Raw genomic sequence first — 21,807 nt, forward strand, 5'->3', positions numbered from 1 at the left:
GATAGGCACTGGGGCGGGCCGTAATCATTAGGTTAACTTAACCTATAAGGAGACATTATGAGGGATTATCATAAGTTGCTAGTGGTCATCGATCCCACGACCGATGCGCAAGCGGCTTTAGATAGAGCCGTTGAACTGGCTAAACATCATCAAGCCGCGATTACCGTATTCCTGTCTATTTTTGACCTTTCTTATGAAATGACATCCATTCTATCCAGTGTAGAACGTGAAGCCATGCGTCAAGGGGTGATTAACCAGCGCAGCGCTTGGCTTGATGACTTATTGCAACCTTACCGCAATCAAGGCGCTCAGATTAATTCCGAAGTGGTTTGGCATAACCGTCCCTTTGAAAGCATCATCAATTTTGCGATGGAGCATCAGTTTGATTTAATTATCAAAGCCACCCATGCCCATGATAAATTGAAATCAGTGATCTTTACCCCAACCGATTGGCACCTCATGCGCAAAGCCCCGATGCCAGTACTGATGGTCAAAGATCATGCATGGGGCACCAAAGGCAAAATCTTATGTGCCGTCAATATCAACAGTGATGAAACCGATAAAGATAGCTTAAATCATATTATTGTTAAGCAAGGCATCTTGCTGGCTCGTCAATTTGATGCCGAAGTTCACCTTGTGAATGGTTATCCTGGTACACCGGTTAATTTAGCCATCGAACTGCCTGACTTTGATGCCAAAAGCTTTAATGATTCAATTAAAAATCAACACCAACAACGGATTGAACACTTAGCGCATCACTATGGTATTGCGACATCCTACTGCCATGTGGAAGAAGGCTTGCCTGAAGATGTCATTCCGCAAATGGCACAATCATTAGATGTGCAATTGGTCATCTTGGGCACCGTAGGCAGAACCAGCTTATCGGCAGCCCTCATAGGGAATACCGCTGAACATGTGATTGATTCGTTAGATTGTGACTTATTGGCAGTAAAACCCCAGGGATTTCGCTCGCCACTGCAGTCAAATTAAGCGACCGTGACTAAGCGCTTTACCCTATTGCCAAACAAATGCATAATACGCGCCCTGTAACTTAGCTGTCGGGCGCTTTTTTTATGTCAGAAGAATTAATCAAGAAGCAAATCACTCGTTTAAACAAATTACAGAAACGTCTTCGTCGTGAAGTCGGTTCTGCTATCGCCGATTACAACATGATTGAAGAAGGCGATCGTGTGATGTGTTGCCTTTCTGGCGGCAAAGACAGTTATGCGATGCTGGATATTTTATTAAACCTGCAAGCGCGAGCACCGATTAAGTTTGAGGTCGTCGCTGTCAACTTAGATCAAAAGCAACCAGGTTTCCCAGAAGACATCTTACCTGCCTATCTTGATACGCTTGGTGTGACTTACCATATTTTGGAAAAAGACACTTACTCTATCGTTAAAGATAAAGTGCCTGAAGGCAAGACCACCTGCGCCTTATGTTCTCGCCTGCGCCGTGGCACCCTCTATGGTTTTGCTCAGCGCATTGGCGCCACTAAAATTGCCCTGGGTCATCACCGAGATGACATCATCGAAACCCTATTTCTCAATATGTTTTTCGGTGGCAAGATGAAAGCCATGCCGCCTAAACTGTTATCTGATGATGGCGCCAACATGGTGATCCGACCATTAGCCTATTCTCGTGAAAAAGATATTGCGGAATATGCCGAGCTTAAACAGTTCCCGATCATTCCATGTAACTTATGTGGATCGCAAGAAAACCTCAAACGTCAAGCAGTCAAAGACATGCTCAAGTCATGGGATAAGCAGTTCCCAGGTCGCATTGAAACCATTTTTACCGCGATGCAAAATACGGCCCCGTCACAAGGCGTAGACAGAGAGCAATTCGATTTTCTCAGCCTAACACGCAATCCAAACGCTAAGCCCTCTGGTGAAGTGGCTGAGGCTGACTTACCCGCCTTCGATTTTATGGATGTGTCGAATTCCGGTCACATTGATCTCGATGCGGCCTCACGCCGTGACAACGAGCAACGTATCGACGTGGTTAGTGTATTTACACCTTAATTGCGCTGCGCGCATAAAAAAGGTCAGCAAATTGCTGACCTTTTTTGTGACATTACTTCACCCAAGGGCTAATAATTTGCGGGGCATGACTAAAGCCTAATGTCGTGGCTTCAGCGATTTGAGCGGCAGAAAATGTCCATTGTTTCGCTTCCCCTAAACTGCGGCCATTTAAGATAGCTTCACTGCTGTTAGTAAAGGTAAATTGCAGGCCTTTAAGCGGTTCATGGAACAAGCGCATTGGGAACCCTTTGAGCATCGCCTGTAAACTGTCCATCTCGTGATACAGTTGCTTCAAACGCTGGCTATCATAATTGGTACTCAATGCTTTCGCGCGAATTTGCACCGCTATCCCGCACTGACTTGCATCCCCTTCAATGTCGAGTTTCACCATGGCGCGATCTTGCTTTAACCTTTGATCATAGGGCAAAAATAGACGCTGCTCTTTGGTAAAAGTGACAGGAAAAGTTTCTTTTTCAGTGACGATACTGGCCTTATCTAACACACATTGAGCGTTTTTCGGCACACTAAAGGTTAATTCCACTAATTGCAGCTCAGCCTTATCGGCTTGCTTAATACGCGAAAAAAAGTCCTCATAGCTCAGCGACACTTCCGTTGCGCCCGCAGTACAACTCACTACAGTTAGCCAACCGACGACTCGTGCTAATCCTTTAACGTAATTCATGATTATCCTTCAGAGACTAAGAAATCTTGGTTGTGTTGAAGCATTTGTAACAGCTCATCAATATATTCGCCTTGACGCTCAGAATAATTAATCAAGCCATGAATGAGCGCCGTAGCGTTAGGTTCTTGACCGTCGCGGCGCATATCCAAGCGTATGGTTCTAAGCGTCTGATAAGCGGCGTTGGTATTGAGGTTACGCATATAAGAAGAGACCGAGGCGTTGACTGAGTCAAATTTAGCCACCTCATGGTTCATGCCTTCGGTGCGCGATAATGGCACTAAGCCGCAGCCCTTCTTAAAGCACCACTGACCAAAAAAATTGAAGCCCATACGCGCAAAGCGGCTGGTACCCCATCCCGATTCATTGGCCGCTTGGATCAGCACCATATTTTGCGGAATAACATCGACACGCTTAAGTAATCTTTGCAATCTCTCGGCATTGATTGCTTGAGGAGTTAACTTGTATTTTGAGGCGAGTGCAGTGAGGTAATCAACGGTATCGTCATCTAAGGTGTTACCAGCTTGTAATTGCTGCTGAAATTCGATAATCATCGATCTTTCTTTGGCGATAATGGCATTTTCTCTTTCAATCGATGGGGTTAAAAAATCAAAGAAGGCTATCTTCTTCTCCTTTACATCGGTAATGCTGTTAAAGTCTGGAATTTTTTCCGCTGCAACCTCAGTTTTTACCACCGTGGCGACTTTAGCTTGTTTTATCTCTAAATCGGGAATTAACCATACCCTTAACCCATAGATAATCACGATGGCCGCTGCTAGCGCCAATAGTGTTTTAGTCAACATACCCGTTTTCAATCACATACCCTTAGTTGGTCGTCATGGTCTAATAGACAGTCAAAAATTCGCTGCATTATAAAGTATTTATTTTAATTCACCAATTTAAGCACTCGCATCGCTACAATTTGAGTTAAAATACTAAGGTTAATTTAACGAATTATGGGAACTCATGGAGGAAAACCTGATGTCAGTTGATGTCATCCCCACCCCACCACAAGTCGTCGCCATCGGTGGTGGACATGGCCTAGGACGGGTGTTAGCTAGCATGTCCCATCTCGAAGATGCCCTTACCGGAATTGTTGCCACCACGGATAATGGCGGCTCTACGGGTCGATTACGTCAAAATCATCACTGTATTGCTTGGGGGGACTTACGCAATTGCTTATCGCAATTAGCCAGTCAACCGTCTGTAGGCTCGTTATTATTTGAGTACCGTTTCAAAGGCGATGATGAGATCAGTGGTCACAATCTTGGCAATCTGATGCTACACGCGTTAGATCAACTGTGTATTCGGCCATTAGAAGCGGTTAACCTCATCCGCAACATGCTTAATATTAAATCTAAACTTATCCCAATGTCTGAGCAACCCACCCATTTACTGGCATTAGATCATCAACAGCGGCAAGTATTTGGCGAGCTTAATATTGATGGCATGAATACCCCGCCGGCGAACTTAATGCTCGAACCTCAGGTCAATGCCACCTGTGAGGCAGTGATGGCCATCGCCCAAGCCGATTTAGTGATACTCGGTCCAGGCAGCTTTTTTACGAGTATTATGCCGCCTTTGTTACTGCCAAGCATTGCCAAAGCGATTGCCAGTACCCAAGCCGATATCGTATTTATCGATAATATTGCCGATGAACAGTCCAGCGCGAGTCAATTAAGTTTTGAAGACAAAATTAAATATTGCGAACGTTTCATTGGTCATGGACGGATTAACTACTATTTGAAACATGGCGAGAAGATGCAAACGGGACGTTTAATCCAAGCCCCTTTGGACAGCCGTAATCAACCGGGTCGTCATGAACGCCAAGTGTTGCAGCAATACCTCGAGCGTATTCTGACTAAGCATTATCAACAACCCCCCACTGAAGCGGCATAACGCCCATAAAAAATAAAAGCGAGCCACAAGCTCGCTTTATTAACTTTGAGGCGTCATTCACATCGAGTGTTATAACACCTGAGCAAGAGCTGCACAGATCACTGGCATGTTAGTTTTGGTCATACCGGCGACACTAATACGCCCCGAACCTACGATATATACCCCAAATTCATCACGCAAACGTGCCACTTGCGCAGGGGTTAAACCAGAGAAACTAAACATACCCGCTTGGCTGCGAATAAAACCAAAATCTTGCTGGACGCCTAAGGCTTCGAGGCTATCAACAAACAGACTGCGCATGCTGGCAATACGCTCACGCATTTCAGTCAATTCTTGTTGCCATTGCGCCGTTAATTCTTCATCGCCTAAGATGGTGCTGACAATCAAACCACCATGGGCCGGCGGATTTGAGTATAAAGCACGAATGGTGCGTTTTACTTGGCTGAAGGAACGCTGCGCTGTCTCCGCATCCACCGCAACCACGGTCACTGCTCCGACGCGTTCATTATACAAACCAAAGTTTTTCGAAAATGAACTGGCAACCATTAATTCAGGTACCAGCGCCGCAACGGCGCGTAAACCGGCAGCATCTTCCTCAATACCAACGCCAAAGCCTTGATAGGCAAAGTCAAATAGCGGCACGAGTTGGCGGTCACGACATAACTCGCCAATTTGTTGCCATTGCTGTAAGGTCGGATCGATACCCGTTGGATTATGGCAACAGCCATGCAGCAATACTAAATCGCCCGCTTGTGCTAGTTGTAATGACGCTAGCATCGCATCAAAATCCATATCATGAGTGTCGGCGCGGTAATAGCCATATTCCTTGACCTCAAGCCCCGCGGTTTCAAATATATTTTGATGGTTTGCCCAGGTCGGATTCGACACCCAAATCGACCGACTTGGGGTGTTTTTTAACAGGAACTCGGCAGCAACCCTTAATGCACCGGTCCCGCCTGGAGCTTGGGCAGCACATGCTCGGCCACTGCTGATAATTGGGTTAGTTTTACCAAATAATAAACCTAATACCCCAGCGTTATAGGCGTGTACCCCTTCAATACCTAAATAATTTTTACTGCTTTCTTGGCTTAATAAACGCTCTTCGGCACGCTTGACGCTGGCTAGCACGGGGGTGTTGCCAGCTTCATCCTTATAGATACCCACACCGAGATTCACCTTGCCTGGACGGGGATCGGCTTTAAATGTGTCGGTAAGTCCTAATATAGGATCGGCGGGAGCTAAGCTAACCTCAGTAAAAATCATGGGTACGTTCCTGATATAATGATAATTGAGCGAGTACCAATGCTAACCGAATTCATTAATAAACTCAGCTAGTAAACCTACAAATATTTTCATAATGGTGAATTATTGAAGAAAATTCATTAGACACTGTCACTCATTACTAAATCGAAAACGTTAATGAGTGACAGCTTAAGTGCGTTAGCTCGTTTGCGGTCGAGATAGACCAAAATGGTGATAGGCGCGATCACTGGCGATACGGCCTCGCGGCGTGCGTTGCACAAACCCTTGTTGGATCAAGAAAGGTTCAAGCACATCCTCAATGGTTTCTCTCTCTTCGCCAATGGCCGCGGCTAAATTATCTAAGCCTACCGGTCCGCCACCAAACTTATCAATAATGGCGAGTAACAATTTTCTATCCATAAAATCGAAGCCTTCGGCGTCAACATCCAGCAAGTTCAGCGCTTGCTCAGCCACATGGCCATTGATGATGCCATCGTGCTGCACTTCAGCATAATCGCGAACACGGCGTAATAACCGATTGGCAATTCTTGGGGTTCCGCGGGCACGCCGCGCCAGCTCTTTGGCACCTTCTGCATCCATTTCCACCCCCATGACGCGAGCACTACGACTGACGATGGTGGCTAAATCTTCCACATTGTAAAATTCAAGTCGCAACGGAATGCCAAATCTTGCCCGTAATGGCGATGTCAGCGAGCCTGCGCGAGTAGTGGCACCAATCAATGTAAACGGCGGTAAATCGAGTTTGATAGAACGAGCAGCTGGCCCTTCACCTATCATAATATCCAGTTGATAGTCTTCCATCGCGGGATACAATATCTCTTCTACAACAGGGCTTAATCGATGAATTTCATCGATAAAAAGCACATCACCCTCTTCTAAATTCGTCAGTAATGCAGCGAGATCTCCCGCTTTTTCAAGCACAGGTCCTGAGGTCGATTTAATATTTACCCCCATTTCATTGGCCACGATCATCGCCATGGTGGTTTTACCTAACCCTGGCGGACCGTAGATCAGCATATGATCAAGTGCCTCACCACGGTTTTTGGCCGCTTGGATAAACACCGCTAATTGACCACGGGCTTCATTCTGACCAGTATATTCTTCCAGCAATTTAGGACGCATTGCCCGGTCAATGACTTCTTCTTGCTGTCCTTGCGCCGCAGGATGAATTAGACGATCGGCTTCTATCATATCAAACCTTATAACATGGCCTTAAGGGCGGCTTTAATCAGAGTTTCACTGTCCATATCTACCGTCATCACTTGGCTAACCACGCGACTGGCTTGTGCAGGCTTGTAACCCAGCGCCAAGAGTGCCGCAATGGCATCTTCTTCGGCGCTGTTTGCTTGCGGTACTGACTTAAAGTTGGACTGTAAAACGAATTCTTTTTCATTACCGCTGGCAGTAGACATCAGCGATTTTAATTTGTCGCGCATTTCAACTAACAATCGCTCGGCGGTTTTCTTGCCAACCCCAGGCAATTTAACCAAGGTCGCCACATCGTCACGCTCAACACTCTGGACAAACTCATTTGCGGTCATGCCTGAGAGTATGGTTAACGCCAGCTTAGGACCAACCCCATTGGTTTTGATCAACAATCTAAATAAAGATCGCTCTTGTTTATGGATAAAACCATAGAGTAATTGCGCATCTTCTCGCACCACAAAATGCGTGTAAATCGAGACCGACTGCTGCAGTTCAGGAAGTTCGTAAAAACAACTCAGAGGCATTTGTACTTCGTAACCCACGCCATTAACATCAATCAAGACATCTGGCGCTTGTTTTTCCAGTAAGATCCCTTGTAATCGACCAATCATCTATATCTTCCATAGCTTCGAGAATTTGCCCGGCCGCCTAATGCCACTAGGCTTTGACAGGTATGATAATGACACATGGCAACGGCCAATGCATCTGCCGCATCGGCTTGAGGCGGTGCTGGTAACTTTAATAATGCACTCACCATATGCTGTACTTGTGCTTTTTCGGCGCGCCCAGTCCCCACCACCGAGTTTTTTATTTGGGTGGCGCTGTATTCGGCCACGGGCAAGTCAGCATTCATCGCCGCGACGATGGCCGCCCCACGCGCCTGACCTAGCTTGAGCGCAGAATCCGCATTTTTTGCCATAAATACGCGTTCAATGGCAAATTGATCGGGTTGGTATTGGCTAATGATTTGACTTAGCCCATCAAAAATTTGCTTGAGACGTAACGATAATTCATCCGATGAGGTCCGAATACAACCACTGCCTAGGTAGATTTGTTGCCGGCCGACACATTTAATCACGCCATAGCCAGTGATCCTAGAGCCAGGGTCAACCCCCAAAATAATGCTCATATCATCCCTTATTCAAGCATTGCCATGATGTCATCGCTGATGTCGGCATTATGATAGACTTCTTGAACATCATCATGATCTTCTAAGGTATCGATTAAACGTAAGAACTTAGGCGCCGTCGTGGCATCAAGATCGGCTTTAGTCGCTGGTATCATGGTGACTTCGGCATTAGTCGCCTCAAAGCCAGCATTATCGAGGGCATCTTTGATAGTACCGAAAGTATCTGTGCTAGTGAACACATCAATCGCGCCATCATCATGCATGATGACATCATCGGCACCGGCTTCTAATGCCGCGTCCATTAGGCTATCTTCATCCACACCGGCCGCGTAAGAAATCACCCCAAGCTTACTAAATAAATAAGCAACACTGCCATCGGTGCCAAGATTACCGCCCGATTTAGAAAATGCATTACGCACCCCAGACACGGTACGGTTACGATTGTCTGTCATGCACTCGACCATCACGGCGGTGCCACCAGGTCCATAACCTTCATAGATAATAGTTTCAAGATCAACACCGTCCATTTCACCGGCGCCACGTTTAATCGCACGTTCAACCGTATCACGGGTCATATTATTGGATAAGGCTTTATCAATCGCTGCCCGGAGCCTTGGGTTCGCATCGGGATCGGAACCTCCTTCGCGAGCGGATACGGTCAATTCTCGTATGAACTTGGTAAATAACTTGCCACGCTTGGCATCTTGCGCCGCTTTGCGATGTTTTATGTTGTCCCATTTACTGTGACCTGCCATACCTATCTCCTAGATACCCTGAAAAACAAACCGAGGCATAAGCCTCGGTGTGGTGGGGATTAAGCCTCTTTGGCATCTGCCTTTGGTAAGACGCCGATGCCGAGCTCAAGCAATTGCTGAGGATTGGCATGTCCTGGCGCATTGGTCAATGGACACGCTGCCGTGGTGGTTTTCGGGAATGCCATCACATCACGAATAGACTGAGCGCCGGTCATCAGCATGATCAAGCGGTCTAAACCGAATGCAAGACCTGCATGTGGCGGCGTGCCATAACGTAAGGCTTCGAGTAAGAAACCAAATTTTTCTTTGGCTTCTTCATCGTCGATACCCAGAATACGGAATACCGTGCTTTGCATATCTTGATGATGAATACGAACCGACCCCCCCCCTAATTCACAGCCATTGAGCACCATGTCATAGGCATCGGATACCGCATTCGCAGGATCGGCAGCCAATTGCTCAGCGCTCACACCACGTGGCGCAGTGAATGGATGGTGGACAGCATATAAACGTCCATCGGCTTCTTCAAACATCGGGAAGTCAACCACCCATAATGGCCGCCATTCACCTTGCAGTAAGTCTAAGTCTTCACCCAGCTTCAAGCGTAAAGCACCCATGGCTTCGGCAACAACATTGGCTTTATCAGCACCAAATAAAATGATATCGCCATCATTGGCTTGGGTACGCGCTAAAATACCTTCAACCATCTCTTCGCTTAAGAACTTAAGCACTGGTGATTGAATGCCTTCCATTCCTTGGCTCTTGTCGTTGACCTTCATCCACGCTAAACCTTTAGCGCCGTAGATGCCAACATACTTAGTGTAGTCATCAATTTGCTTACGACTTAAGCTGGCACCATTAGGTACACGAATCGCAGCGACGCGCCCTTTCGGATCTTCTGCTGGGCCTTTAAACACAGCAAACTCAATGCCTTGTAATAAATCGGCAACATCGACTAATTCTAATGGATTACGTAAGTCAGGCTTATCAGACCCAAAACGACGCATCGCCTCATCCCAGGTCATGCGCGGGAATTCACCGAGATCCACATTCATCAGCTCTAAGAACAAGCCTCGGATCATTTCTTCTGTTTTGGCCATCACTTGGTCGGATGACATAAACGAAGTTTCGATATCGATTTGGGTGAATTCTGGTTGACGGTCAGCACGTAAGTCTTCATCACGGAAACATTTTACAATTTGATAATAGCGATCAAATCCCGACATCATCAGTAATTGCTTAAATAATTGTGGTGATTGTGGTAACGCAAAAAACTGACCTTTGTAGGTACGGCTTGGTACTAAGTAATCACGCGCCCCTTCAGGAGTCGCCTTAGTTAAAATGGGCGTTTCAATATCTAAGAAACCATTGCCATCCAAGAAGCGGCGGACCGCACTTGTCACTTTAGCGCGGAAAATTAAGCGCTCGGCCATTTCTGGGCGACGTAAATCCAAATAACGGTATTTCAGACGTTGTTCTTCGGAGTTATTTTGGAAGTTGTCCATGCTCAGCGGTAAGGGCGCTGCAGCATTGATAATTGTCAGGTCTTGGCCTAAAACTTCAATTTCGCCGGTCTTCATATCAGCTTTTATTTGTGAGTCAGGACGGGCACGAACCAGACCCTTAACTTGAACACAAAACTCGCTGCGTAAACTACTAGCCAGCTCGAAAACTTCGGCTAAATCGGGATCATAAACAACTTGGATCAGGCCTTCGCGGTCACGCAGGTCTAAAAAGATCACGCCACCCAAATCACGGCTGCGGTTAACCCAACCGACCAAGGTAACTTCTTGTCCAAGATGAGACTTATTGACGTCTCCACAATAATGAGTGCGCATCTAACTCTATCCTTTATCCGGTGACCGGCAAGTGGAAAAACTGATTACAAAATTAAACAGGCATTATAGAGAAATTATCTCGATTACCAAAGTCCTTCTCAGCCAGTCGGCCAAGGATCGCACAGATTATTGGTGAAAATTGACTTTTGATGGCTATTTACGCTGTTCTCGTCCGCCAAGATGCAAAAAATACGGTTGCTTAGCTGCCATTGCCTGAGCGCACATAAGATCGGCGCTACGCATTAAGCTGATGCCGTCTTGGGCATCAGTAGGATACATAGCCGCGCCCATGACCACGGCAACATTCGGTTTGGCACTAGCCAATAAGCTCGATAGGCGCTGATGTAGCTCTTCGATTAACAGGCACAATTGCTGTCTATCATCTACTTGTTGAATTAATGCGACAAAGGAATTGGTTTGCCACGGGTCAATCGGATCTGACGCGCGCACACAGCGCTGACTGGCATCGATAAATACGCGTTGTTGCTCTAGGCTAAGTAAATGAAACTCGGGAATATCAATCATGACTACCGCAAAATTCCCGCCATATCGCCGATAACAATCGATTGTATACGCTAAACGATTATCCCACAGTTGGCGGGCTCTATTCGCCTCATCCATCTCGAGGCAGGGTAACTCCTGAGTCTTCACATCGGTGCCATCAAGGCCATGACGCCTACGTCGACCTTTCATAATGAGCAGCAAAATAGTCAGTAGTGCGGCGACTACCCAGCCGAGTTTAGCCGCCCACCCCTGCCAAGATGACAATAGCGCTTTATCTGCGGATTTAAGGGGTTGCGCCGCTAGAATGGCTTTCTTTTCATTCAATCCTAAGCCATATAAGGCTTTATCAAACATCGGCAACAACGGGGCAATCGCGTGATGTAGGCCAATTTGACTAAAGCTTTGAGGTAAGCCAGATAAGAGTTTCAACTCAGCCCAATCATCGTCGGCATACACTTTAATGGCGGCCGCTTTACCAAAAAATATGTCCACCTTGCCTTGTTCGACCGCTGCCACACCTTCAGCGGTACTTTTCACCAGAACCGGCAATAATTGTGGGGCTAAGCGCATGATTGAATGTATAATTTGATAAACTTCAACCATGGCAACTTTATATTGAGGCAACTGGTCGAGACGGGGAAATAATCCCGCTTGCTCACGGCTTAACATCGCCCATGGATTCGGCCAATACCCTTGAGTAAACACCACGGTTTGCTCGCGTTTATCATCTTCAATAATACTGGCCACCATGTCCACCTCACCTTGCAGTAAAGCGGTTTCAAGGGCTTGCCAATGTGGGTATTGTTTAAACTCAATCCCGATGCCAAGTCCTGATGAGAGGTGATCGGCAACCCCGCGATTAATGCCGGAAAATTCACCATTGGCATCGGTATATTCAAATGGAAACCAGTTGGGGATATAGCCCATAGTAATGTTGGGATGGCGCTTTACAATTGCTCGCTCAGCGGCCGACAGTTGAATCGATTGATGCTGATTGGTCAGCCAATGTTCATCATGATTAATTAGCCACCGCTTTTCAATGTCCATCACTGACGCGGCCGATAGTTCGGCAAACTGTTCAATCAATTGATGTTGCAATGCATAGTCTTCTGGTTGCACCATGACATAGATATCGCTGCCAAAGTGAATAGCGTCATGTGCTTCAACCAAGCCCCATTTATCTTGCAGTAACAACTGTTGTTCAATCCACGGCTTGGCGCCCACAAAACCTTGAATATCGTTTGACTCGACTGCAGCCAAGAGAGAAGAAAGACTATGATACGGCTTTAACACCACCTGTGGTAATTGCTGCTGTAGTTGCTCTAGATAGGGTGCAGAAGCAAATACCCCTACTGTATGCAGATCTGCGCTATCGCGACCAGGTGACATAAACAGAGTACTGTTAACTTGATATAACAACACTGCTGGCATTAATTCACGAGCAGTATGGCGACCTTTGGGCATGGCAATATGTACTTGTGCCTGCTGGTTAACCACCGCCTCAATTGACTCGGCCATAGTCCCAGCAACAAATTGAATATCTTGGTTATTGCGTTGAGCAAACTGGCGCCAAATATCAATGTAGAAACCTTGTAATTGTCCGTTATCACCAAAGGAAACAAAGGGAGCAACATCTGTTTGGCTAGCAATGGTCAATGTGCTGTTAGGCCAAGGCGCTGGCGAATGATGATCTAATAATGCCAACCCTTTGGGGGTGGCTAACCAGCTAGAAAACGTCTCGAACCCTTGTCTTTGGGAGATGTTCGCATTACGGGCAAGTCCAGCGGCAAACGCCCCATCACCAAGATACGAGCGCGTATGTTTAGGGTAATTCATCAAGACATCTAGCCGAGCTGGCCATTGATAGAGCAAGCTCTCATTAGCCACAAACGCGCTGACTTCACTCGCGATAATTGCTTGATATAAGGCGTGGTTATTCTCATAAATCCGCAAGCTAAGATCGGGGTAGGCTTGGCCAATTAACCATTCGCCCCAACTGCCCTTCACTGCGGCAATTTGTTCATCCGCTATGGACGATAGCGGTTTATTGGCCAGAGAGTGATGCCGATATAAATACACGGGCAATGACAACATCGCGGAGGATAGTTGTCGCCGCTGCTGATGATAAGGGGTCATCGGAATGCCTAATATCACCGGCATTCCTTCCATTTCTAACTGCGGATGGTGGCCAATAAATGTCTGCCACAAATGGGGTAACGCGCCAACATTATTTCCATTAATGTCTTTAAATTGATAAGGATAGCCACTAAACTCATGCTGTTCATCCAGCAAATGCTCTGGCACCTCAACCGCCACGCTATTGGGGGTGACTGGGTCTGCGTAACTATGATCAACGACCATCGCGGTTAATGATGTGTAAAAAATGAGAATCAGCGACGTAAAACGCATAGCAAAACGCCATCCTTAGTGTTAGTAAAATGCTACCAATAAGTTACCAGGCGATATTAGACCTAAAAATGTACCAAATTACCAGCACTGTACTTGCCGCTCAAGCTGAGCATTCGTTAAAATAAGTGCTTATCCATAACCATTGAGTATGAGATGCATTCTTCTCAAGACACTATTTACGCACAGGCAACCGATGTCATCGCCGATTTTGCCTTCGATAGCAAAGTTGCCGGTGTGTTTAATGACATGATCCGTCGCTCCGTGCCTGGCTATGCGCAAATCATCAATACCTTAGGTGATCTTGCGGAGCGATTTGTCACCCCAAACAGCCATGTGTATGATTTGGGCTGTTCTTTAGGTTCCGCGACCTTAAGCATTCGCCGTCATATTGAAGGTCGCAAGGCTACCATTATCGCTGTTGATAATAGTGAGTCGATGTTGGCTCGCTGTCGTGAAAATCTACATGCCTATCGTAGCGATATTCAAGTTGACTTAGTCTGCGCGGATATCCGTGATATTCAATTTAACAATGCCTCAATGGTGATCCTCAATTTCACTCTGCAATTTTTACCCCCTGAAGATAGAGATGCGTTGATCGCGGCTATCTACGCTGGCATGCAACCCGGTGGCATTCTCGTCATTTCTGAGAAGTTATGCTTTGATGATGAGGTGATCCAGCAACTACTGGATGAACGTCATTTAGATTTTAAGCGGGCTAATGGTTATAGTGAACTTGAGATCAGTCAAAAACGCAGCGCGTTAGAAAATGTGATGAAACCCGACACCATGGAAAAACATCAAGCGCGGTTAGCAGCCACTGGCTTTAAGCATTTTAGCCCCTGGTTTCAGTGTTTTAATTTCACATCTATGGTGGCCATTAAGTGATCAGCTTTAGCAGCTTTTATAAACAAATAGCCGATTCTAATTTGCAACATTGGCTAGAGACCTTGCCAGCTATTCTCGGTGAATGGCAGCGTCAACATAAGCATGGCAACCTGCCAAAATGGGAAAAAGTTCTTAATAAACTAAATTTTCCAGCACCTGAGCATATCGATTTAACTGACAGTGTGACCATTGGAACCCCGGAGCAATTAGCTGCAGGGGACATACAGAAATTACATAACTTACTCAAAATGTTTGCCCCATGGCGCAAAGGTCCTTTTTATATTCATGGCATTCATATTGACACAGAATGGCGATCAGATTGGAAATGGGATCGCGTCTCCCCGCATTTGTCACCATTAAAAAATCGCACCGTATTAGATGTCGGGTGCGGTAGTGGCTATCACATGTGGCGCATGTTAGGTGGCGGAGCTAAACGTGTGGTTGGCATCGACCCATCACCATTATTTTTGTGTCAGTTTGAAGCCGTTAAACGCTTAGAAGGCACGGATAAGCCAATCCATCTCCTGCCATTAGGCATCGAGGAATTACCGCCATTAGATGCCTTTGACACTGTGTTCTCAATGGGCGTGCTTTACCATAGACGTTCACCCATCGATCATTTACTCCAATTGCGCGATCAATTGCGCAATGACGGTGAATTGGTGCTAGAAACATTAGTGGTCGATGGCGACGAAAATACGGTGTTGGTCCCCACAGATCGTTATGGGAAAATGAACAATGTGTGGTTTTTACCTTCGGTAGCCGCATTAACCTTATGGTTAGAAAAGTGTGATTTTACCGATGTTCGTTGTGTCAACCTTGATGTAACCTCGTTAGCCGAACAACGTAGTACTGAATGGATGCCTAATGAATCTTTGGTCGATTACCTCGCCAATGATGACATTACTCGCACGGTAGAGGGTTATCCAGCACCAAAACGTGCCACAATTATTGCACGTAAATTAGCCAGCAATGCCGAGTCAGTCTGAACGCGGTCTTAGTTGCTGTAAAAAATTCATACCATAGTCAATGGAACAAACACTATGATGAAATCTAAAATTGCGATCACTGTAAGCATGTTATTTCTCGCGGGCTGTGCGATGAATACCAAGCAACCGACACCAAGCCCCTTGACTAATGACCAATTAGTCAAGGGGCTGCAACAGCAGCAAACCGAACTAGTTAATGCCCTCAGTAGCATCTGCACTCAGCAGCAACCCGCGTTGGATAATCTCCAGCAAGAAATAAAAATACTGCAAGAAAAAGTCGATGCCGTTGATCGGCAAACCGTGCCGATGGTGGCCCCAACCCCCGTAGCGTGTCCTGAAGATAGTCTTGGAGAAAAAGTCATCTTAGGCGAAGTTGAGTTTGTATTTATTGATGAGCTGCAAGCCGGATTTGATACTCGTATCGATACCGGGGCTGAATCCTCGTCATTAGATGCACGCAATATTATTTTATTTGAACGCGATGGTCAGCAATGGGTGCGTTTTGATGTCAATGCCGACGGTAAAGATACGCCGTTAAAAACATTTGAGTCAAAAGTCGAACGCTTTGTCCGCATCAAGGGCGATGAAAGTCATAGCAGTGGTGACCGCCGTCCGGTGATCTCGGCTCACTTGCAAATTGGTGACTATAAAGCCGAAACCAGCTTAAACCTTAATGACCGCAGTGGCCTCGAGTACCCGCTACTTCTCGGCCGTAAGTTTATGAAAGACATAGCCGTCGTCGATGTCAGCCAAGCGTATTTGCACGGCAAGACACTCCCCTCCATGAGCAATAATTCAAACTAAGGCCGTCGGATGCAATCTCGTACTCCCTTTTATATTTTGGTGGCGCTACTGTTAGTCACTGGCATAGGTTCAAGCGTCTTTCGTGGCATTGAGCACAATGTTCCCTTTTTGCCTGGTAAACAAGTTCAAAGCTGGGCGGTTGATGCTAAGATCAGTTTTCAAGGGATTAATGAACCGGCAGAGGTTTCGTTTACCTTACCACAAGATCCGGCATTTGAAGTGTTAGCTGAAAATGCCAGCTCCCCGGGCTATGGCATGACCATCGGCGATATTCACGGCCAACGTCGGGTCATTTGGTCCAGCCGCGAAGCCGTTGGCGGCCAAAATTTATACTACAAATTGACGTTAGTCCCCACAGGTCAAACCCAGATCTTAACGGACGTGACGCCTCCCGTGCCTGAGTCTTACCCATGGCCAGCCACCGAAATGACCGCAGCGCAACAAGTGGCCGATAGCGCTTGGCAAAAAAGTGCCAGTAATCTCACCTATGCTCAGCAAGTGATGCAAGCGATTAGTGCCACCGAACGTAGTCAAAATATGGAGTTATTATTATCCAATAATACCCCTACCCAATTATTCGTTCGTCTATTACAAGATAAAGGCATCGCCGCACACGAAGTGAGTGCCTTAAAGCTTGAAGATCAACGCCGCCGCCAAACGCTGCGCCCTATGGCTGAAATGTATCAAGATGGCCAATGGTACTTGTTTGATGTAGTGACGGGCACTCAAGGGCGTGCAGATGACGTGCTGTTATGGGAGCGTCACGGCCAATCGGTATTAGATGTGGTCGGTGGTACAAACTCACAAGTGAGTTTTTCCATGCTCAAAGATACCCGCAGCGCGTTAGCCACATCGATTGACATGATGCGCAACGCCAATGATTTAGATTTCTCGTTATACGCACTGCCGTTAGAAGAACAGAATCTGTTTAAAGGGATCTTACTCATCCCCGTCGGCGTGCTGGTGGTGGTATTTTTGCGAGTGATTATCGGTTTTCGCACTTCGGGCACCTTTATGCCGGTCCTGATTGCCCTCGCCTTTATTCAAACAACCTTACTCACTGGCTTGATCGGATTCTTATTGATCGTGGCGTTTGGCCTGATGATCCGCTCCTATTTATCAAAACTTAACCTGTTACTGATCTCACGGATATCGGCGGTCATTATTGTGGTTATTGGTATCATAGGTTTGTTTACAATTCTGTCTTACAAGTTTGGCTTAAGTGAAGGATTAACCATTACTTTCTTCCCGATGATCATTTTGGCATGGACCATTGAGCGGATGTCGATTTTGTGGGAAGAGGAAGGCGCTAAAGAAGTCGTGATCCAAGGCGGAGGCAGCTTATTAGTCGCGACCTTAGCCTACCTCGCAATGAGTGCCACTTGGGTGCAGCATTGGGTGTTTAATTTCCTCGGTATTCACTTAGTGATCTTGGCATTAGTGTTATTGATGGGCCAATATACTGGTTATAAAGTACTTGAGTTAAAACGCTTTAAGCCCTTGGCTGGAGAATGACTATGATGTTCGCCTCGCCATGGAAGCTTAAGCAAGCGGGTGTCTTAAGCATGAATAAACGCAATATTGATTATATTGCGCGATATAACCCCCGCAAATTTTATAAACGTGTAGACGATAAGCTAATCACCAAGCAATTGGCATTGGCCAACAATATTGCGGTGCCGGATTTAATCGGCGTCATTGCGGAACAACATCAAATTGCCAATATTCCTACCATGCTTGCTGGCCATCAGGGGTTTGTTATCAAGCCCTCTAAAGGCTCAGGAGGTAAAGGCATTTTAGTGATCACTCAAGTGGAAAATGGCCGCTTTTATAAGCCCAGTGGCCAAGAAGTTACCCCGAGTGAAATCGATCGTCACGCCTCCAATATTCTCAGTGGCTTATTTTCATTAGGCGGAAAGTCCGATGTTGCCATCGTTGAAGGGCTTATCCAATTTGATCCCATTTTTGATGGCTTTAGTTATGAAGGTGTCCCAGACATACGCCTAATCGTATTCAAAGGCTACCCCGTGATGGGCATGTTGCGCTTATCGACCAGTGCCTCCGATGGCAAAGCTAACCTGCACCAAGGCGCTGTCGGTGTTGGGCTAGATATTGCTACCGGCAAAGGGATCCGCGCAGTGCAATTTAATCAACCGATTATCCATCATCCAGATACCGGTTTGGAGTTAGTTAAAATACAAGTGCCTCATTGGGACACCTTATTACATACGGCCTCTAGCGCCTATGAAATGAGTGAGCTTGGCTATTTAGGTACCGACATGGTACTGGATAAAGAAAAAGGCCCCTTGATGCTGGAGCTTAATGCACGCCCGGGGTTGGCAATTCAAATTGCCAATGGCCTCGGCATTTTGCCCAGACTCCAGCATGTCGAACGATTGCGCGACCAGCCGTTATCCGTCGCGCAGCGAGTTGAGTATGCCAAAGCTCACTTTGGAAGTGCGAATTAATGAGCCGTTTTGCCTCTGGCATGTTTGGCTTAATCATGAGCTGTTGTTGGTCATCGATGGCCAGCGCAGCAAATGACCCCTTATCGGTGTTGCAAACATGTCAGGAGCTGCTTCAGCCCCAACCATCGTTCGTCTTAAATAACCAGCCTGAGATAGCCGCCAAGCAAATCGATGAGTTACTTAGCCCACTGAGTCGTTTGTATTTTGACCTATTTCACTTAAGTGAACTTCCCAGTGGCGTAGGGTTTAAACAAGCTCTCACTCGTTGCCAAATTGTGCTCGGCGATCGACTACAAACCATTTTATTGAGCGCGCCGATTCAAGCCTGGTTACCCCATGGCTTATTATCTAGTGATGCGGATGTCCGCCAATTTGCCCAGCGTATCGATATCCTCAATCAGCAGCGTCTAGCGCCCCAACAAAAAGGGTTTTTATCCACCCTAGAAGCCAGTATTCATTACCATTTAGCCAATTCTGACTTTAGTTTACGCCTCGATAATCCCCAATGTTTAGCTTTAGATATTCGTGGCGATAATGTCACGGGCCAACTGGCAGAATACTTACTGCGAGAGCCCAGTAGCCAGTGCCGCCAAAGTAGTTGGACGGCCTACCAACAACGAGCTCAATCGCGCAATAGCCAAGCGCTTAACGCCCTCGCCGCCTTAAGGCAGACTCAAGCCAATGAGCAAGGATTGGCTAACTACAACAATTTACAATTGCTCAATACCCCGATGGCGAGCGAGGAACAGCGGCGAGACTTTATCAAACAAGCCAGCCATCATCCCAGCGCAATGGCGCCTTGGAGCCTGTATCAAACATTAACCAAACAACAAAAATCGGCTCAAAGCGCGATGTCGACCGCCATCATTCTTGAGGCGTGGCGCCACAAGCTCACCTCATTAGGCTATCAGATTGTCGGCCCCCCTCATCACTGGCAAATGAGTTATCAAGACCGTGCACTGGGTAGCGTGATGTTTAATGGCAAGGATCAAAGTAAAACCCTATTGCACATTCAGTCCCTTGCTGCCAGACCAGCACAAATAGCTCAGGTAGTTTTAGATTACCCCATCAATATCAATAGCTGGCAACAAGTCAACGAGGTGCTAGCCGTTTTTGCCCAAGCCATCGTCACTGTCAGTGCCAGTAGCCAGTTCAGTCTCAATAATCATAATGAATTAACCGGTGAACACGATTTTCTCGCAAAGTACTGGCTAATCAAAGTATTGACTCCAGCCTACCATCCTTGGTTTCGCATCGGCGAGCGTGAGCAAACCCTTAAACATTACCGGGAAAATTGGCAACTGTTTCAAGCCGCTGCCATTATTGATTTTTATGGTGATGAACTTGATTTACCAACACATTTTAACCAATTATTTGGCGCGCCTTGGCCACTCGCTGACAACGCATTTTACGGTATATCAGAACTAACCTCGGGCGCCAGTGTGATGACTCGGCTGTGGGCGCAAGCCATGGCAAATTATCTATATCAGCTCACTCCCGCCTGCCGTGAGTTAGCCGATAAGCAAATGACACATTTGCTATTAGTTAATCCTTCACATCATAGTTTACAGGAACGGCTGACACCACTGTTAGCGCCACACAGTTTACGCACTTTACCCATAGGAAGTTTTTACTATGACAATGATGTTCCCCCTCAAGCGCTCACTCGCGAGTCTCATCTTATGTGCACTAAGTTACGGCAGTTACGCCCGTGACATGGTCAATGCACCGGTACCCGCGTTCGATTATCAGCAGATATCCAGCAGTATTCAAACCCATCTGGAACGTCATTTATACCAACTGCCACCGCGTGTCTTAGGTCACTATGGCATTCGCATGTATCGCATGACTGGCGATGAAAAGTATGCCAATGCCGCGCTAACCGATTTGTATGTGGTCAGTTCGACTCAAGCGTTTTATGCCTGCCAACTCAATGATAAACAATTTGTCACGGCGCAAGCTCAGCAAGCTATCGATAAACTCGGTAAAGGTCCACGCGCCAAAGCCAGAAAGAAAGCACTGGCCCCCTTCCCTGAGTTTCTGTTTTATACCGATATTTTACTGAGAACCAGTAGCCGTATTGACGAATTTGGCCTTGAAGGTCCGTGTCATGACCAATTGCTCGCCGGCTTAAAAGCCTCTGATTTGAAGCAGGGATTAACGGATCCCGCCATGATCAAAGCCTGGGCGGCGCAACTGATTAATTATGCTTATTGGGCCAAACAAATCGGGGTGGGCGATTACATTGAACAATACAAGCAAGCATTCAATGCCGTGTACCCAGCCAACCAAGATAAACAGCTGAGCAAGGCACAGTTTCGAAATAAACTCTATGGCATGACGCACTTTATTTTTGCTGACAGTCAATATTATCAACGCTCAGTTGATGCCGAGAAATTCGCGTGGATCCTATCTTACTTTGAAGCCAATATTGACCGTATTCTAACCGATGCCACGGCAGATATTATCACCGAGGTGGGTATTAGTTTCTTACTGGCTGGCCAAGAAAATAACCCCGTCGTCGATAAAACCAAAGCCGCCATCAGCGCCCAATATAATGCTGAATATCAGGTCATACCTTCGCCGCGAGGCAATCCGGATTTAGCCATGGGAGAACATAGGAATGTGTTAGCTATCATGTTGTTTAACTGGCCAAAAACCTTACATAAAGGCCCATTACTTGGCGAATTATCAGCCACTAAACACTTATTACCCAAACAAGTGTCAGTGCTGCAGTCGCCACAGTGATAGACAATAGGCGCTCGGTAGTATGCCGCCAACATAGGCGCTTATAATGTACCGTTTTTAGCTGATAAAAGGGGCCGCTATGGCTAATGCCGATCAGTTAAGACAGATCGCTTGACGATCTCACTGAAAGGATCAAAATCCGATGACCCCTTGTCATCGGATTTTTTTATGCAACTTTCAGAAGCTTTGGCGCGTACTCATATCAAT

General features: G+C 46.5%; 19 protein-coding genes. 10 read left to right on the plus strand and 9 right to left on the minus strand.

Annotated features, from left to right (window positions below; genetic code table 11):
* Nucleotides 1-57 precede the first annotated feature (57 nt).
* Together uspE and ttcA are read left to right on the plus strand one after the other, a co-directional pair.
* A complete protein-coding gene (gene uspE, locus KU855_RS08485) occupies nt 58-990 on the plus strand; it encodes a universal stress protein UspE (RefSeq protein WP_218529863.1) in 933 nt (310 codons plus the stop codon).
* An 83-nt stretch (nt 991-1,073) separates the two neighbouring features.
* Nucleotides 1,074-2,024, plus strand: coding sequence for a tRNA 2-thiocytidine(32) synthetase TtcA (gene ttcA, locus KU855_RS08490; RefSeq protein ID WP_218529864.1), 951 nt, complete (start codon nt 1,074-1,076; stop codon nt 2,022-2,024).
* 52 nt (nt 2,025-2,076) lie between these two features.
* Here the strand turns inward: ttcA and KU855_RS08495 are convergent, their stop codons facing one another.
* On the minus strand, nt 2,077-2,706 hold the full coding sequence (locus KU855_RS08495) for a DUF2987 domain-containing protein (RefSeq protein ID WP_218529865.1): 630 nt from the start codon (nt 2,704-2,706) through the stop codon (nt 2,077-2,079).
* 2 nt (nt 2,707-2,708) lie between these two features.
* Nucleotides 2,709-3,518 carry a glucosaminidase domain-containing protein gene (locus tag KU855_RS08500; protein ID WP_218529866.1) on the minus strand — a complete coding sequence of 270 codons (810 nt, stop codon included), beginning with the start codon at nt 3,516-3,518 and terminating at the stop codon, nt 2,709-2,711.
* A gap of 166 nt (nt 3,519-3,684) precedes the next feature.
* On the opposite strand from KU855_RS08500, the gene yvcK reads away from it, so the two are divergent.
* Entirely contained in the window at nt 3,685-4,602 is a 918-nt protein-coding gene (gene yvcK, locus KU855_RS08505) for a uridine diphosphate-N-acetylglucosamine-binding protein YvcK (RefSeq protein WP_218529867.1), read from the plus strand.
* 69 nt (nt 4,603-4,671) lie between these two features.
* Here the strand turns inward: yvcK and KU855_RS08510 are convergent, their stop codons facing one another.
* The 7 genes from KU855_RS08510 to KU855_RS08540 form a co-directional block, all read right to left on the minus strand.
* Nucleotides 4,672-5,865 (minus strand): amino acid aminotransferase, encoded by a 1,194-nt coding sequence (locus tag KU855_RS08510; RefSeq protein WP_218529868.1) that lies wholly within the window; start codon nt 5,863-5,865, stop codon nt 4,672-4,674.
* 177 nt (nt 5,866-6,042) lie between these two features.
* A complete protein-coding gene (ruvB, locus tag KU855_RS08515; protein ID WP_218529869.1) occupies nt 6,043-7,056 on the minus strand; it encodes a Holliday junction branch migration DNA helicase RuvB in 1,014 nt (337 codons plus the stop codon).
* A gap of 8 nt (nt 7,057-7,064) precedes the next feature.
* The gene (ruvA, locus tag KU855_RS08520; protein WP_218529870.1) at nt 7,065-7,682 is read right to left on the minus strand and encodes a Holliday junction branch migration protein RuvA; all 618 of its coding nucleotides are present in this window, start codon (nt 7,680-7,682) and stop codon (nt 7,065-7,067) included.
* Nucleotides 7,679-8,200 (minus strand): crossover junction endodeoxyribonuclease RuvC, encoded by a 522-nt coding sequence (gene ruvC, locus KU855_RS08525; protein WP_218529871.1) that lies wholly within the window; start codon nt 8,198-8,200, stop codon nt 7,679-7,681. Before ruvC ends, ruvA begins: the two co-directional genes overlap by 4 nt.
* 8 nt (nt 8,201-8,208) lie before the next feature.
* A complete protein-coding gene (locus KU855_RS08530) occupies nt 8,209-8,955 on the minus strand; it encodes a YebC/PmpR family DNA-binding transcriptional regulator (RefSeq protein ID WP_218529872.1) in 747 nt (248 codons plus the stop codon).
* A gap of 59 nt (nt 8,956-9,014) precedes the next feature.
* Nucleotides 9,015-10,793 (minus strand): aspartate--tRNA ligase, encoded by a 1,779-nt coding sequence (gene aspS, locus KU855_RS08535; protein ID WP_218529873.1) that lies wholly within the window; start codon nt 10,791-10,793, stop codon nt 9,015-9,017.
* A 153-nt stretch (nt 10,794-10,946) separates the two neighbouring features.
* Nucleotides 10,947-13,706, minus strand: coding sequence for a transporter substrate-binding domain-containing protein (locus KU855_RS08540; protein WP_218529874.1), 2,760 nt, complete (start codon nt 13,704-13,706; stop codon nt 10,947-10,949).
* Between the two features lie 153 nt (nt 13,707-13,859).
* On the opposite strand from KU855_RS08540, the gene cmoA reads away from it, so the two are divergent.
* The 7 genes from cmoA to KU855_RS08575 are packed head-to-tail and all read left to right on the plus strand — an operon-like array spanning nt 13,860 to nt 21,600.
* Nucleotides 13,860-14,591 carry a carboxy-S-adenosyl-L-methionine synthase CmoA gene (cmoA, locus tag KU855_RS08545; protein WP_218529875.1) on the plus strand — a complete coding sequence of 244 codons (732 nt, stop codon included), beginning with the start codon at nt 13,860-13,862 and terminating at the stop codon, nt 14,589-14,591.
* Nucleotides 14,588-15,580, plus strand: coding sequence for a tRNA 5-methoxyuridine(34)/uridine 5-oxyacetic acid(34) synthase CmoB (cmoB, locus tag KU855_RS08550; RefSeq protein WP_218529876.1), 993 nt, complete (start codon nt 14,588-14,590; stop codon nt 15,578-15,580). Before cmoA ends, cmoB begins: the two co-directional genes overlap by 4 nt.
* Nucleotides 15,581-15,634: 54 nt before the next feature.
* A complete protein-coding gene (locus KU855_RS08555; protein ID WP_218529877.1) occupies nt 15,635-16,384 on the plus strand; it encodes a RimK/LysX family protein in 750 nt (249 codons plus the stop codon).
* Between the two features lie 9 nt (nt 16,385-16,393).
* On the plus strand, nt 16,394-17,899 hold the full coding sequence (locus KU855_RS08560) for an inactive transglutaminase family protein (protein WP_218529878.1): 1,506 nt from the start codon (nt 16,394-16,396) through the stop codon (nt 17,897-17,899).
* 2 nt (nt 17,900-17,901) lie between these two features.
* Entirely contained in the window at nt 17,902-18,852 is a 951-nt protein-coding gene (locus tag KU855_RS08565) for an alpha-L-glutamate ligase-like protein (protein WP_218529879.1), read from the plus strand.
* A complete protein-coding gene (locus KU855_RS08570) occupies nt 18,852-20,567 on the plus strand; it encodes a hypothetical protein (RefSeq protein ID WP_218529880.1) in 1,716 nt (571 codons plus the stop codon). The genes KU855_RS08565 and KU855_RS08570 overlap by 1 nt, the downstream gene beginning before the upstream one ends.
* A complete protein-coding gene (locus KU855_RS08575; RefSeq protein WP_371316337.1) occupies nt 20,488-21,600 on the plus strand; it encodes a DUF3541 domain-containing protein in 1,113 nt (370 codons plus the stop codon). The genes KU855_RS08570 and KU855_RS08575 overlap by 80 nt, the downstream gene beginning before the upstream one ends.
* The last annotated feature ends 207 nt before the right edge of the window (nt 21,601-21,807 follow it).

This window comes from Shewanella sp. NIFS-20-20, from assembly GCF_019209865.1.
Classification (GTDB): domain Bacteria; phylum Pseudomonadota; class Gammaproteobacteria; order Enterobacterales; family Shewanellaceae; genus Shewanella.

Bases quoted from the DNA above. Each gene is read 5' to 3' on its own strand.
- uspE (WP_218529863.1), top strand. From the start codon at position 58: ATGAGGGATTATCATAAGTTGCTAGTGGTCATCGATCCCACGACCGAT.
- ttcA (WP_218529864.1), top strand. From the start codon at position 1,074: ATGTCAGAAGAATTAATCAAGAAGCAAATCACTCGTTTAAACAAATTA.
- KU855_RS08495 (WP_218529865.1), bottom strand. From the start codon at position 2,706: ATGAATTACGTTAAAGGATTAGCACGAGTCGTCGGTTGGCTAACTGTA.
- yvcK (WP_218529867.1), top strand. From the start codon at position 3,685: ATGTCAGTTGATGTCATCCCCACCCCACCACAAGTCGTCGCCATCGGT.
- KU855_RS08510 (WP_218529868.1), bottom strand. From the start codon at position 5,865: ATGATTTTTACTGAGGTTAGCTTAGCTCCCGCCGATCCTATATTAGGA.
- ruvB (WP_218529869.1), bottom strand. From the start codon at position 7,056: ATGATAGAAGCCGATCGTCTAATTCATCCTGCGGCGCAAGGACAGCAA.
- ruvA (WP_218529870.1), bottom strand. From the start codon at position 7,682: ATGATTGGTCGATTACAAGGGATCTTACTGGAAAAACAAGCGCCAGAT.
- ruvC (WP_218529871.1), bottom strand. From the start codon at position 8,200: ATGAGCATTATTTTGGGGGTTGACCCTGGCTCTAGGATCACTGGCTAT.
- KU855_RS08530 (WP_218529872.1), bottom strand. From the start codon at position 8,955: ATGGCAGGTCACAGTAAATGGGACAACATAAAACATCGCAAAGCGGCG.
- aspS (WP_218529873.1), bottom strand. From the start codon at position 10,793: ATGCGCACTCATTATTGTGGAGACGTCAATAAGTCTCATCTTGGACAA.
- KU855_RS08540 (WP_218529874.1), bottom strand. From the start codon at position 13,706: ATGCGTTTTACGTCGCTGATTCTCATTTTTTACACATCATTAACCGCG.
- cmoA (WP_218529875.1), top strand. From the start codon at position 13,860: ATGCATTCTTCTCAAGACACTATTTACGCACAGGCAACCGATGTCATC.
- KU855_RS08555 (WP_218529877.1), top strand. From the start codon at position 15,635: ATGATGAAATCTAAAATTGCGATCACTGTAAGCATGTTATTTCTCGCG.
- KU855_RS08560 (WP_218529878.1), top strand. From the start codon at position 16,394: ATGCAATCTCGTACTCCCTTTTATATTTTGGTGGCGCTACTGTTAGTC.
- KU855_RS08565 (WP_218529879.1), top strand. From the start codon at position 17,902: ATGATGTTCGCCTCGCCATGGAAGCTTAAGCAAGCGGGTGTCTTAAGC.
- KU855_RS08570 (WP_218529880.1), top strand. From the start codon at position 18,852: ATGAGCCGTTTTGCCTCTGGCATGTTTGGCTTAATCATGAGCTGTTGT.
- KU855_RS08575 (WP_371316337.1), top strand. From the start codon at position 20,488: ATGACAATGATGTTCCCCCTCAAGCGCTCACTCGCGAGTCTCATCTTA.